Genomic DNA, 13,875 nt, shown 5'->3' with positions numbered 1-13,875 from the left:
AATGAAATTGAACTTCTCTGTGTATCGTTACAATCCGGATATCGATAGCAAGCCGTACATGAAAGAGTACACGCTGGATGTGGAAGATGGCTCTGACATGATGGTGTTAGATGCGCTGATCCTATTGAAAGAGCAAGATCCAACGCTGGCATTTCGCCGCTCCTGCCGCGAAGGCGTGTGTGGTTCTGACGGTTTGAATATGAACGGCAAAAACGGCTTGGCGTGTATCACTCCGCTGTCGGCTTTGGGCAGTGGTAAGCTGATTATTCGACCACTACCGGGTTTGCCTGTAGTACGCGATCTTATCGTTGACATGACACAGTTCTACGACAACTATGCGAAAGTTAAGCCATTCTTGATCGATGACGGTGCGTTGCCACCTTCTCGCGAGAATCTGCAATCTCCAGAAGAGCGTGCGCATTTGGATGGTTTGTACGAATGTATCATGTGTGCATGTTGTACAACATCTTGCCCATCGTTCTGGTGGAACCCGGACAAATTTATCGGTCCAGCAGGTCTTTTGGCTGCATATCGTTGGTTGATTGATAGTCGCGATACTGCAACAGATGAACGTCTGTCCAATCTTGATGACGCATTTAGCGTTTTTCGTTGCCATGGCATCATGAATTGTGTAAGTGTTTGTCCTAAGGGACTAAACCCAACAAAAGCCATTGGTCACATCAAAACAATGTTGGTCAATCGTTCGGTTTAATAGACAAAAATTGCCGGCTAACTCTTAACCAGATTTAGCCGGCTCTTATAGTAGCTCGGCGCAGACCGAAGCAAACGTGAAAACTACTGGTTAAGGGAAAATATGCACAACGGCGTGATGAAGGCATGGCTCGAGTCTTCACACTTGGCTGGCGCCAATGCAATGTATGTAGAGGACCTCTACGAACTGTATCTAAGTGATCCCGATCTGGTAAGTGAGGAGTGGAAACGTGTTTTTGATGAGTTGCCCAAGCACTCAGAAGTGGCTGAACAGCCGCACTCACGTGTCCGTGACTACTTCCGACGACTCGCTCAAGAAACAAAGCATTACAGTGTCCAGGTCAGTGATCCAGATGTCGATGCTAAGCAAGTAAAAGTACTACAGCTGATAAATGCCTACCGCTTCCGCGGCCATGAAGCAGCTCAGTTAGACCCCCTAGGGTTGTGGCAACGTCCTCAAGTGGCGGAGCTTGATCCTGCATTCCACAATCTCACTCAAGATGACTTCGAAGAGACTTTTAACGTAGGTTCTTTTGCCATTGGCCAAGAAACTATGCAGTTGAAAGACATCTTTAATGCCCTGAAAAAAACCTATTGTGGTTCGATTGGTGCAGAATACATGCACATGACCGACACAGAGCAAAAACGTTGGATTCAGCAACGTCTTGAGTCTGTTATCGGCCAGCCTTCCTTCGAAAAAGAAGAAAAAATTACATTCCTGGAAGAGCTGACCGCAGCAGAAGGTCTCGAGCGCTACCTTGGCGCAAAATTCCCCGGTGCTAAACGTTTCTCTTTGGAAGGCGGTGACGCCATGATCCCAATGATGAAAGAGTTGATTCGTCATGCGGGTAAAAGCGGTATGCGTGAAGTGGTAATTGGTATGGCTCACCGAGGCCGTCTCAATATGCTGGTTAACGTTTTGGGTAAGAAGCCACAAGATCTGTTTGACGAATTTGCCGGTAAACACGGCGAAAGCTGGGGAACGGGTGATGTGAAGTATCACCAAGGCTTCTCTGCAGATTTCGCTACTCCCGGCGGTGATGTGCACCTTGCCTTAGCATTTAACCCGTCCCACTTGGAAATCGTTAACCCAGTGGTGGTGGGGTCGGTACGTGCTCGTCAGGATCGCCTTGGCGATGAAGATGGCAGTAAAGTCCTACCTATCACGATTCATGGTGATTCGGCGATTGCAGGCCAAGGTGTCGTGGCAGAGACGTTCAACATGTCTCAAGCCCGTGGTTACTGTGTCGGTGGTACTGTTCGTTTGGTTGTGAATAACCAAGTTGGTTTCACGACCTCAAACCCACGTGATACGCGTTCCACCATGTACTGTACCGATATTGCCAAGATGGTACAGGCACCGATTTTCCACGTTAATGCCGATGATCCAGAAGCAGTCGCTTTTGTGACGCGTATTGCCTTAGATTACCGCAACGAATTTAAACGCGATGTCGTGATTGACCTTGTTTGTTACCGCCGTCATGGTCACAACGAAGCTGACGAGCCAAATGCCACTCAGCCTCTGATGTACCAAAAGATCAAGAAGCATCCAACACCGCGTAAGCTGTACGCCGACGTGCTGATTGATCGCAACGAGTGCGATATCGAAACCGCAACCCAAATGGTCAATGAGTACCGTGATGCGCTTGACCACGGTGAAGTGGTGGTCAAAGAATGGCGCCCAATGGCTCTACATTCTGTAGACTGGTCTCCTTATCTGGGGCACGACTGGGAAACACCTTGGGCAAACGTATTCGATAAAAAACGTTTAGTCGAGCTAGGACGACGCCTATGCCAATACCCAGAAAGTCACGTTTTGCACAGTCGAGTGAGCAAGCTCTACAGTGATCGTGTTGCGATGATTGAAGGGGAGAAAGAGTTCGACTGGGGGATGGCAGAGACGCTTGCCTATGCGACCTTGCTTGACGATGGAAAACGTATTCGTATTTCTGGTCAAGATTCAGGCCGTGGAACCTTCTTCCATCGTCACTCTGTACTACACAACCAAACTGACGCCAGTACCTATATCCCATTGGCAAACATTCATGACAAACAAGGCCCATTCGAGGTGCTTGACTCTGTGTTGTCGGAAGAAGCGGTGCTGGCATTTGAATACGGTTATGCAACGGCAGAACCAGGTGGTCTGACCATCTGGGAAGCGCAGTTTGGTGATTTCGCTAACGGCGCTCAAGTTGTGATTGACCAGTTCATCTCTTCTGGTGAGCAGAAGTGGGCTCGTTTGTGTGGCTTAACGATGTTGCTGCCACACGGCTATGAAGGTCAAGGCCCTGAACACTCTTCTGCACGTTTGGAGCGCTACCTTCAGTTGTGTGCAGAACAAAACATGCAAGTGGTTGTACCATCAACCCCTGCGCAGGTTTACCACATGATTCGTCGTCAGGTGGTTCGCCCAATGCGTCGCCCACTGATTGTGATGTCGCCGAAGTCGCTGCTACGCCACCCATTGTGCACATCAACGCTGGATGAGCTGGCGAACGGTACATTCTTACCAGCGATTCCGGAAATTGACAACCTTGATCCTGCCAAGGTCAAACGTGTCGTTTTCTGTTCTGGTAAAGTCTATTTTGATCTACTGGAACAACGTCGTAATAGTGAGCAAGAGGATGTGGCGATTGTTCGTATCGAGCAACTTTACCCGTTCCCACTCGATCAGGTGAAGGACGCCATTGCGCCATACGTCAATGTTGAAGACTTTGTATGGTGTCAGGAAGAGCCTCAAAACCAAGGTGCTTGGTACTGTAGTCAACACAATTTCCGCGCGGCCATTCCAGTTGGCGCAGATCTAAAATACGCCGGCCGCCCGGCTTCTGCTTCACCAGCAGTAGGCTACATGTCGGTGCACTTGAAACAACAGAAAGCGTTGATAGAAGACGCTCTGAACGTGAATGCAAAAACTTCGGATTAAGAACTAGAAGTGAAAGGAAGAAACAGACATGACAATTGAAATTCTGGTTCCAGACTTACCTGAATCAGTCGCGGACGCAACCGTAGCGACTTGGCACAAGAAACCGGGCGACAGAGTAGAACGTGATGAAGTTCTCGTCGATATTGAAACGGACAAAGTCGTTTTAGAAGTACCTGCGCCAGAAGCGGGTATTTTAGAGGCTATCCTAGAAGACGACGGTGCTACGGTGCTTTCAAAGCAGCTTCTTGCGCGCCTAAAACCCGGCGCAGTGGCAGGCGAACCAACCAAAGACACGACTGAAGAATCGGTAGCTTCACCAGACAAGCGCCACAAAGCTTCGCTAACGGAAGAGAGCAATGACGCATTGAGTCCAGCTGTCCGCCGTTTGCTGGCTGAACATAACCTAGAAGCGCATCAAGTGAAAGGCACAGGTGTTGGTGGCCGTATTACACGTGAAGATATCGAGGCGCATTTGGCTAACGCGAAAGCGGCAGTCAAAGCTGAGGCTCCTGCCGTTGTTGCTGCGCCAGCTGCGGCTCGCAGTCAAAAACGCGTACCGATGACTCGTCTACGCAAAACGGTGGCAAATCGTCTGCTTGAAGCGAAAAACAGCACAGCAATGCTGACGACGTTTAACGAAGTGAACATGAAGCCAATCATGGATCTTCGTAAACAGTACGGAGATCAGTTCGAAAAACGTCATGGCATCCGTCTCGGCTTCATGTCTTTCTATGTCAAAGCCGTTACTGAAGCGTTGAAACGTTATCCGGAAATCAACGCCTCGATCGATGGCGATGACATTGTGTATCACAACTACTTTGATATCAGCATGGCGGTATCAACACCACGTGGTTTGGTTACGCCAGTACTGAAAGATTGTGACACGCTAGGTTTTGCTGATGTTGAAAAAGGCATCAAAGAGCTCGCTATCAAAGGTCGCGATGGCAAATTGACAGTAGATGAGCTGATTGGCGGCAACTTCACTATCACCAACGGTGGCGTATTTGGTTCACTGATGTCAACCCCAATCATCAACCCACCACAATCCGCCATTTTGGGTATGCACAAGATCCAAGATCGTCCAATGGCGGTTGACGGTAAGGTTGAAATCTTGCCAATGATGTATTTAGCACTCTCTTACGATCACCGTTTGATTGACGGACGCGAGTCTGTTGGTTTCCTCGTGACAGTGAAAGAGCTGCTGGAAGCTCCTGCACGTCTGCTGCTCGATGTGTAATCGAAATTAGACGTTCGGTCACAGATGGCTGGACGTCTAAAGTTTTCAGGGCTAACTCGCTCAACGTCTGGCCTTCATTTGAGTCATCTGTGGCTTATTTGAGAAGCACCCTACGTACGTATAGCGCAGCGGTTGCTGCACTTTATGGAAATAATAAATCCCATAAGGGATAAACATACGGAATAACACAATGAATTTGCATGAATATCAAGCCAAACAGCTGTTTGCAGAATTCGGTTTGCCTGTACCGGAAGGCTACGCTTGTGACACCCCACAAGAAGCGTTTGAGGCTGCAGGTCGTATTAGTACAGCCAAGAAAGTCGTAAAATGTCAGGTTCACGCTGGTGGCCGCGGTAAAGCGGGCGGTGTTGAACTGCACGATACTAAAGATGGTGTGAAAGAGTTTGCACAAAAATGGCTAGGTAAAAACCTAGTTACTTATCAAACCGATGCAAATGGTCAGCCAGTCACCAAGATCCTTGTTGAAGAAGCGTCAAACATCGCTAACGAACTGTACTTGGGCGCGGTAGTCGACCGTGCAACGCGTCGTATCGTTTTCATGGCATCTACCGAAGGTGGTGTGGAAATCGAGAAAGTGGCGGAAGAAACGCCAGAGCTGATCCACAAAGCGGCTATCGATCCACTGGTAGGCCCTCAGGCATATCAAGGCCGTGAACTGGCTTTCAAACTTGGCCTTACGGGCGATCAGATCAAACAGTTCGTGAAAATCTTCATGGGTTTGGGTCAGATGTTCTCTCAGTATGACCTGGCACTATTGGAAATCAACCCGCTAGTGATCACTGCTGAAGGCAATCTGCTGTGTTTGGATGGCAAGATCAACATCGATTCAAACGCGATGTACCGTCAGCCAAAACTGCGCGAAATGCACGATCCTTCGCAGGAAGATGCTCGTGAAGCGCACGCGGCGCAGTGGGAACTGAACTATGTCGCACTCGATGGCAACGTAGGTTGTATGGTTAACGGCGCTGGCCTAGCAATGGGCACCATGGATATCGTTAACCTGCACGGCGGCAAACCTGCCAACTTCCTAGATGTCGGCGGCGGCGCAACGAAAGAGCGCGTTGCAGAAGCATTCAAGATCATCCTATCTGATGATAACGTGAAAGCGGTATTGGTTAACATCTTCGGCGGTATTGTCCGTTGTGACATGATCGCAGAAGGTATCATCGGCGCCGTAAAAGAAGTCGGTGTTAACGTACCTGTGGTTGTTCGTCTCGAAGGAACCAACGCTGAGCTAGGTCGTAAAGTGCTTGCCGAGTCTGGTCTGGATATCATTGCAGCTGAGTCGCTAACCGACGCAGCTCAGAAAGTTGTTGCTGCTGCGGAGGGCAAATAATGTCTGTACTAATTAACAAAGACACCAAAGTAATCTGTCAAGGTTTCACCGGTGGTCAAGGCACATTCCACTCCGAACAAGCGATTGCTTACGGCACACAAATGGTTGGTGGTGTTTCTCCAGGTAAAGGTGGCCAAACTCACCTAGGCCTGCCAGTCTTCAATACCGTGCGTGAAGCGGTGGAAGCAACGGGCGCGACAGCAACGGTTATCTACGTTCCAGCACCATTTTGTAAAGATGCGATTCTCGAAGCGATCGATGCAGGTATTCAACTGATCGTCACGATCACCGAAGGCATTCCGACGACCGACATGATCGACGTGAAAGTGAAGCTGGAAGAAACTGGCGTGCGCATGATTGGCCCTAACTGTCCGGGTGTGATTACGCCTGATGAATGTAAGATCGGCATCATGCCAGGTCACATTCACAAGAAGGGCAAAGTGGGTATCGTTTCTCGCTCTGGTACTCTGACGTACGAAGCAGTAAAACAAACCACAGACGAAGGCTTCGGTCAGTCTACCTGTGTTGGTATTGGTGGCGACCCAATCCCGGGTTCAAACTTTATCGATATCTTGAAACTGTTCCAAGAAGACCCAGAAACTGAAGCGATCGTCATGATTGGCGAGATCGGTGGTACAGCAGAAGAAGATGCTGCTGCGTTTATCAAAGAAAATGTGACTAAGCCAGTGGTGTCTTACATCGCAGGTGTGACCGCGCCTCCAGGCAAACGTATGGGCCACGCCGGCGCAATCATCTCTGGCGGTAAAGGGACAGCGGACGAGAAATTCGCTGCACTGGAATCGGCTGGGGTGAAAACAGTCAAGAGCCTTGCTGACATCGGTAAAGCGTTGCGTGAAGTAACAGGTTGGTAATCTGACCAAACAATAGAGTAAAGCCAGGCTCATGCCTGGCTTTATTTTTACTTGATAAATGTGGTGGTCGCACACTTAGCTGTTGCGTGGTACGAGCTGTGAAAGCACAAACAAGCTTGTTGCGCTGATGACGACAGATGGCCCAGCAGGTGTATCGAAATGCCATGAAAGCGTTAAGCCAGACAAAACCGAGATAACGCCTAAAAACGCAGCCGTAAACGCCATTTGTTCAGGAGAAGAGGCAAAACGTCTGGCGGTAGCGGCGGGGGTAATCAGCAGAGAGGTCATAATAAGAGCGCCGACAAACTTCATCCCGACAGCGATGACAATGCCGACCATGAGCATCAGTACCAGACGAATCAAATCGGTGTTGACTCCTTCCACTGCGGCTAACTCTTCGTTCACCGTCGTTGACAGTAGCGGGCGCCAGAAAATAAACAAGGCGGCGGAAATCGCCACGACGCCAGCGTAAATGAACAGCAAATCTTGTGCGGAGACCGCCAAAAGATCGCCAAACAGATAGCTCATCAAGTCCACACGTACATTATCTAAAAAGCTTACCGCGACTAAACCGATGGAAAGTGCGCTGTGGGCGAGAATGCCAAGCAAGGTATCTGACGCAATCAACTGTTGTTTTTGCAAAGTGACCAAAATGACCGCTAAAGTCAGACAGCAGACGACTAAGGCTAAGTAGAGATTGATATCGAGCAGAAAGCCGAGCGCTAATCCCATCAGGGATGCATGGGCTAGAGTGTCACCAAAATAGGCCATTTTCCGCCAAACAACGAACGAGCCAAGAGGTCCGGCGATAAGTGCGATACCGATACCGGCGAGAATCGAAGGCAACAAAAATTCAATCATGATGATGTCCGTGATGATGATGACCGCAGCTTGTCGCCTCGCCGGAAACGGGTTGACCCGCTAAATCATGGTGGTGATGATTGTGTTGATGGTGATAAAACGCCAGCGATTGCTGAGTGGCTTTGCCAAACAACGCAATGTAAGAGGGGTGCTGGGTAATATCTGCGGGCGAACCTGAACAACAGATATGGTGCTGCAAGCATATGACGTCGTCAGTTTTCGCCATCACGAGATGAAGATCATGAGACACCATAAAGACCGCACAGTGGAAGCGATGACGAATACTCTCAATGAGCTCATACAGGTCAATTTGCCCTTGAATGTCGACGCCCTGAGCAGGTTCATCCAGCACCAACAGATCTGGCCGTTGCAGTAGGGCCCGAGCAAGCAAAATGCGCTGAGTTTCGCCCCCAGAGAGTTTGTGCATATTACTCTCTAGCAAATGCTCCGCGCCAACCAGTTTCACCGCTTCAAGCGTTTCTTGCGGACTGTATTTGCCTGAGAGATTGAGAAAGCGCTTTACCTTTAGCGGGAGCGCATCATTGAGTTTGAGTTTCTGTGGCACGTAACCGACTTTGAGCTTGTCCTGGCGAGTAACGCTACCATCACTGGGTTTGACCAGACCAAGGATAACTTTGACCAGTGTGGATTTACCCGCACCGTTTGGCCCGATAAGTGTGGTGATTTTACCTTTATGCAATTCGAGGTTGATATTATCTAGGACTGCTTTTTCGTCAAAAGTTACGCACAGGTTCTTTAGACTGACTAACGCCGACATGAATGGAACTTATTTGCAATTGATGAGTGTTATAAAGTAACATTTTACTACACTTAATGCTACTGCCTTACTGGGGAACGATGATGCGCGCGTTTTTAACTGGATTCTTACTTTTATTGCCAACCACGGCCGGGGCTGTGGAGGTTCTTACCAGTATTAAACCCATCCAAATGATTGTCCATGAACTTATGCTTGATGTCGATAAGCCGGATGTACTACTCGCTAGCAATGCTTCTCCACATGATTATGCGTTGCGTCCTTCTGATATGAAGAAAATCCGCCATGCTGACTTGGTGATTTGGTTTGGCCCAGGTTTAGAGCCTTTTATGGAAAAGTTGCTGGAAAGCCATCCGCAGGTGATCACGATCGGCGCTATTAAGGATATTCCGCTGCGTGAATATCAAGATGATCACGGTCATGAAGGACACAATCATGGTAACTATGATCCTCACTTCTGGTTAGGCGTGGATGTCGTTACTATCGCGGCCAAAACAATCAGTGCAAAACTGGTTGAATTGGATTCGGCCCACCAAGAGATTTACCAGCGCAATCTCACTCGTTTTCTTACGCAGTTGTCCAGTACGGATGTGCAACTTAAAAAGCAACTGAACGACGTTTCGACGCTCGGTTACTTTGTTTTTCACGACGCTTATGGGTATTTTGAGTCTCGATACCAGTTGAACAACCTTGGCCATTTTACCGTAAGTCCAGAGCGAAAGCCGGGCGCGAAAACCTTGATCCAGATCCGCAACCGACTGGCAAAAGGGGATGTGCAGTGCGTGTTTGCTGAACCGCAATTTACGCCAGCCGTAGTGGATACGGTGATTGGTAACAGTCCTGTGAATCGAGGCGTGCTAGACCCGATTGGCAGCAAGTACACCGTTGAAAATGGCAGCTACTTCCGTTTTCTCAACGGCTTGGCTGGCGATTATCTGCAATGTCTTAAGCAATAATAACGATTTTACCGAACCAGTTTACGTGATCTAACAAGAAAAATAGCGCAAGTTGACGCCATGAGCCTTTCATCAGCTCGTAATTGATATATCATACCAGATAATTATCAGCTCAAAATAACACCATTGCTGATGAGTGTCCGGTTGATGACCTGACGTATGAAAGGAATGTTCTCTTGCTCCGTATACTGGCCCTCATACTATTTGGGCTTGTGCTGCCGTGGGTAGCACAAGCTGAAAATGGCCAATCTGTTATTTTCTATCCACTGCCCGGACAGGAGCAGGGTACCTTTGTGGCTGCAAAAAACCTTTTTATCGGGAAAGAAGGTGGGCTGTGGATCCATGATGTGCATGGCCGGGTTCAGTTCTATGATGGCAACACGGTGCTTCCCAAAAAAGGTAGCCTTTTAGAGTTCAACGCTGAACAGGTCGCCTTTCATGAGGGGAGTTTCTGGACTTTTGTTGACAATGAAGTCTTTCAAACCTATCCAAATCGTAAACGCTCCTTAGTGTTTAGCCTCAGTCCTGGTACGCAAATTCGCAAAATCGGCAGTTCAGACCAGTATATTTGGGTCAGTGACGGGATTAATTTTTACACCTATAACGTAGAAAATGGCCTGCTTGATACCTACTCGCTGCTATCACTTTATCAAAACAATCATAGTAGTTACGTCTATATCAATGATGCGCAACGTGTACTCAGTAAATGGGTGTTGGGCACAACCGCAGGGGCTTATCTCTCACAAGACAAGCAGTTTACCCACATCAAAGCGTCGGGTAAGCATACGGTCTCGAAACTCTATTTTTCCAATACCCGCCGCGAGTTGTTAGTGGGCACTATGCGTGGAGCTGTGCTGGTGAATATTTTCCAACCGTTACAACAAGAAGTGACGATTGGAGACTCTCATGTATTGTCCATTAGCGAAACGAGCCAAGAATATTGGGTAGGAACAGAACATGGGTTGTTTAGCTATTCATTTCTGGATGGGCAAGTTACGCCAGTCCAATCTTCTGCACATCAAGGAATTGACTTAGCAAAAAGGAAAATCTACGCACTGGTGAATGATGGCAGCGGTGGCATCTGGATCGCGACCAATGCAGGTTTGCTTTATCACTCTTTATTTAGTCGTAAGTTTGAACGGTTTAGTCCTTTCTCAGTTGGGAATGCGAGCCGATTGACGGGATACATCCACAAAGCGCTGTATGATTCTTCTGGGGGGCTGTGGCTGCAAGATGGACAAACTCTTTATCGTATGGACTCAGAACGCGTGCTCATACCTATCCATCTACCGGGGAAAGTCAACGACTTCGCTATTGCTCATCAGCAAGCTTGGATTGCAACGGATAAAGGGGTATTTATCTACGATATTGTCAAGCAACGCCTTAGACAAAATGAGGCAGTTGCTGAACTGGCGGGTAGGTCCGTTGACTATGTTGCCATCGATCAGCAAGGCACGGTGTGGTTTAACGGCGGCTATCGCTTGTTTGCTTTAGACGCGGTTACGCAACAACTAAAAGATTATGGCGACAGATGGATAGTAGCTACTTACTTACCCGCACAGGTCCTCGGTCTTGAAGTCGATACAGGAGATCGTCTGGTTGTTCGCACGGACCACGGTGCTTACACTTTGGCGGAGAATAAAATTCGCTTTGATCGTAGCAGTTCTGTGCTGGGCGAAAGCATTGATATAGTCCGTGCTATGGACGAGACCCTTTGGCTGGCAGGTTCGTATGGGCTCTATCGTAAACGTAAAGGTGACAACACTTTTATCGAACTTCCTTTGCCACAGGAGAACGTGAGGCCAGCTTGTTTAATTCCAGATAAAGAAGGGGTTTGGATGTCAAGTTCGGTAGGATTGAGTTTTTACAATTTTGCCGGAGAGCTAGTCAAGCATTTTGGTGAACCGAACGGGGTTCTAAGTAACGAGTTTTTACAAGGTGTGTGTGCGTCGAGCGCGCTGAATGAGGGCGCTCTTGGACAACTGCTGTTTGGCTCTAAAGAGGGGCTGTTGTTTGTTAATCGTCAAGAGCTGTTGATTTCAAAACTCCCCCCTGTACAGGCGGTGATCAGCCAAATGCGGGTCGATAACCAAGTGCTGGTTACAGGCTATCATCAATCCGTTCCTGATCTTATTCCCTATGGTGCTTCGGTCAGTTTTATGCTTGGCGTTATGCCCGTTGCGTATAACCAGTCACTTTATTACCGTTTGAATCAAGATAAGTGGCAAGCCACAGAAGCTGGCCAAATCGCTTTTGAGCATCTCTCGCCAGGCTCTTATCAGCTAGAAGTGAAAGCGGCACAAGGGAACATGCCTGGGGCATCGATTCATTTTGTCGTCGAAGAGCCTTGGTATCTAACCAAAGTTGCCTGGTTGCTGTTTGCGTTCTCTTCGTTTGCGCTTGTCGCTCTGCTGTTTGTTTGGCGTTCGCGCTATGTAATGGCACACAACCGTGAGTTAATGGCCCAAGTTGCCTTGAAAACCAATCAGTTGCGGCATCAGAGCCGAGTGCTACTCAACAGTAACCAACAGTTGCGTAAACAGATACAAGTACGCAATCTCTTGGTGGATAACGTAGCTAAATCGGTGAAATCTAGCTTAAATGCCATTGTTCCTCAGTCTGACGTTTTGTTGGAGGGAGATAGTCGTGATCATCTGAACAAAATCCACATGCAGTTGGATGAATTGCTTAGTTCCCCTAACGGGTCAGAGGAAAACGCGCTTCAACAGTATAATTTAAGCCAAGTGATACACTCTGTGGTGGCCGTATGGTTTGACGATCTGACAAAAGCGGGTATCACAGTTGATATGAGTCAAGCGCAAGCCAATGTCAGAATCACGGTTGATTGTTTCAATTTGGATGTGATCTTGAATAGCATCCTCGCGAGTGTCGTGCGGCGAACCTACCGTGGACAGACGTTGGAAATTCATCTGCGAGAAGCAGAGCAGTATGCGGAGTTGTCATTTATTGACTACGGAAATGCGCTGCCTTTGAGTTTATCTGGTGACGCTCTAAGCAGCAGTGTGGGAAGTAAAACTCAGATAGACCTAAGTATTGAAAACGTACCTGCGTTGGTTGCAGCCAGCGGTGGTCAATTTAGTGCCTTTATCGGTGATGCCCGCAATAAATTGCATCTTTGTTGGCTAAAAGCGCCCGAGTTCGATTACCTACCCGCGCCGCTGTTGCCTGGCATGGAAGAAATGAAGCCGCCAGCAACGCCAGAACTCGACTGGCTAAACAAAGTAGAAAGTCTGGTTGCAGAACACTATCAAGACGCGGAATTTGGTACTGCTATGGCAGCGAAGATGTTGTATGTTTCGGAGCGAAGTTTACAGCGCCGCTTCAAGTCAGCCAGTGGAAGAACGTTTAAAGATTATCTTACCGAAGTACGTTTAGAGCGTGCGTGTGAAAGCCTACTTGCCGGCGAGAAAATTGCCGATGTCGCCTTTTCTTCTGGTTTTAACGATCCTTCCTATTTTAGCCAACGGTTTAAAATACATTTCGGATTATCCCCTTCAAAATTTGCAACGCACCAACAAGAGCAAGATTAATCAACGCACCACTACTTTTGGCAACTTTCGCTAATGCTAATGATTTAGGGTTAGTTTGTTGGCTGAGACTAGCGGCAGAACGTTAATGGGTTGAGAAACAGCGGTCTGGTGCAACAATATCCTACAGAACTCAATGACGACTAATGAAGCGTAGTTAGAAGCGTGCAGTAAAGAATTGAGCGTGTTTGAGAAGTGACGAGAGTAGAAAAAAATATCGTGGTATAGCCGGGGGGACTATACCACGGGTGTCAAGGACACCTTCGCTTGCTGCCGGAGTGACACGAGTAAATCGCGTCACCTCTGGAATTTCTGAGAGAACGTGCTCTCGATGGGTTCACTATATGAGAACTCACTTATTTTCTTTATAAAAATAACGCCATCATTACCTGACTAATACGACATTATAATTACCTTTTTGTTAAGCATTTGAAGATAAACGATTTATTACATTATTTTACGGAATTGTAAAAATATTGCCAATTTAAAGTTTGAATACGGATGGTGATTTTGACGAAAGTGACGAGGCGTAAATTGACGAAAGTTACGGCTTCAAAAATGTAAACTTTGATTTCACGCAATAAAGCGATGGGTATTGAACGATAAAATTACACCACTAATAATAATCCTTC

9 protein-coding genes are annotated in these 13,875 nt (G+C 47.8%); 7 read left to right on the top strand and 2 right to left on the bottom strand.

Annotated features, from left to right (window positions below; genetic code table 11):
• The first annotated feature begins 1 nt into the window (after position 1).
• The 5 genes from UF06_RS14120 (at position 2) to sucD (ending at position 7,103) form a co-directional block, all read left to right on the top strand.
• A complete protein-coding gene (locus UF06_RS14120) occupies positions 2-712 on the top strand; it encodes a succinate dehydrogenase iron-sulfur subunit (protein WP_045571007.1) in 711 nt (236 codons plus the stop codon).
• A 102-nt stretch (positions 713-814) separates the two neighbouring features.
• Positions 815-3,637: a 2-oxoglutarate dehydrogenase E1 component gene (sucA, locus tag UF06_RS14115; RefSeq protein ID WP_045571006.1), complete on the top strand. Its 2,823-nt coding sequence runs from the start codon at positions 815-817 to the stop codon at positions 3,635-3,637.
• Positions 3,638-3,665: 28 nt separating this feature from the next.
• On the top strand, positions 3,666-4,874 hold the full coding sequence (odhB, locus tag UF06_RS14110) for a 2-oxoglutarate dehydrogenase complex dihydrolipoyllysine-residue succinyltransferase (protein WP_045571005.1): 1,209 nt from the start codon (positions 3,666-3,668) through the stop codon (positions 4,872-4,874).
• 190 nt (positions 4,875-5,064) lie between these two features.
• Positions 5,065-6,231, top strand: a complete 1,167-nt coding sequence (gene sucC, locus UF06_RS14105) for an ADP-forming succinate--CoA ligase subunit beta (protein ID WP_045571004.1) — start codon at positions 5,065-5,067, stop codon at positions 6,229-6,231.
• A complete protein-coding gene (gene sucD / locus UF06_RS14100; RefSeq protein ID WP_039424829.1) occupies positions 6,231-7,103 on the top strand; it encodes a succinate--CoA ligase subunit alpha in 873 nt (290 codons plus the stop codon). The genes sucC and sucD overlap by 1 nt, the downstream gene beginning before the upstream one ends.
• A 75-nt stretch (positions 7,104-7,178) precedes the next feature.
• On the opposite strand, the gene znuB is transcribed toward sucD, so the two are convergent.
• Both znuB and znuC read right to left on the bottom strand, forming a co-directional pair.
• The gene (znuB, locus tag UF06_RS14095; protein ID WP_045571003.1) at positions 7,179-7,964 is read right to left on the bottom strand and encodes a zinc ABC transporter permease subunit ZnuB; all 786 of its coding nucleotides are present in this window, start codon (positions 7,962-7,964) and stop codon (positions 7,179-7,181) included.
• A complete protein-coding gene (gene znuC / locus UF06_RS14090) occupies positions 7,957-8,742 on the bottom strand; it encodes a zinc ABC transporter ATP-binding protein ZnuC (RefSeq protein ID WP_045571002.1) in 786 nt (261 codons plus the stop codon). The genes znuB and znuC overlap by 8 nt, the downstream gene beginning before the upstream one ends.
• Positions 8,743-8,822: 80 nt before the next feature.
• Between znuC and znuA the strand changes: the two genes are divergently transcribed.
• Together znuA and UF06_RS14080 are read left to right on the top strand one after the other, a co-directional pair.
• Positions 8,823-9,695 carry a zinc ABC transporter substrate-binding protein ZnuA gene (gene znuA / locus UF06_RS14085; protein ID WP_045571055.1) on the top strand — a complete coding sequence of 291 codons (873 nt, stop codon included), beginning with the start codon at positions 8,823-8,825 and terminating at the stop codon, positions 9,693-9,695.
• Between the two features lie 176 nt (positions 9,696-9,871).
• Positions 9,872-13,246, top strand: a complete 3,375-nt coding sequence (locus UF06_RS14080; protein WP_045571001.1) for an AraC family transcriptional regulator — start codon at positions 9,872-9,874, stop codon at positions 13,244-13,246.
• Positions 13,247-13,875: the final 629 nt, after the last annotated feature.

Source organism: Vibrio sp. S234-5 (assembly GCF_000960595.1).
Classification (GTDB): domain Bacteria; phylum Pseudomonadota; class Gammaproteobacteria; order Enterobacterales; family Vibrionaceae; genus Vibrio.
Note: the sequence above shows the minus strand (reverse complement) of the source record. Positions and strands in the feature narration are given on the sequence as shown.

Excerpts from the sequence above, each read along its gene's own strand:
- sucD (WP_039424829.1), top strand. The coding sequence starts at position 6,231 with ATGTCTGTACTAATTAACAAAGACACCAAAGTAATCTGTCAAGGTTTC.
- odhB (WP_045571005.1), top strand. The coding sequence starts at position 3,666 with ATGACAATTGAAATTCTGGTTCCAGACTTACCTGAATCAGTCGCGGAC.
- UF06_RS14120 (WP_045571007.1), top strand. The coding sequence starts at position 2 with ATGAAATTGAACTTCTCTGTGTATCGTTACAATCCGGATATCGATAGC.
- znuB (WP_045571003.1), bottom strand. The coding sequence starts at position 7,964 with ATGATTGAATTTTTGTTGCCTTCGATTCTCGCCGGTATCGGTATCGCA.
- sucC (WP_045571004.1), top strand. The coding sequence starts at position 5,065 with ATGAATTTGCATGAATATCAAGCCAAACAGCTGTTTGCAGAATTCGGT.
- sucA (WP_045571006.1), top strand. The coding sequence starts at position 815 with ATGCACAACGGCGTGATGAAGGCATGGCTCGAGTCTTCACACTTGGCT.
- znuA (WP_045571055.1), top strand. The coding sequence starts at position 8,823 with ATGATGCGCGCGTTTTTAACTGGATTCTTACTTTTATTGCCAACCACG.
- znuC (WP_045571002.1), bottom strand. The coding sequence starts at position 8,742 with ATGTCGGCGTTAGTCAGTCTAAAGAACCTGTGCGTAACTTTTGACGAA.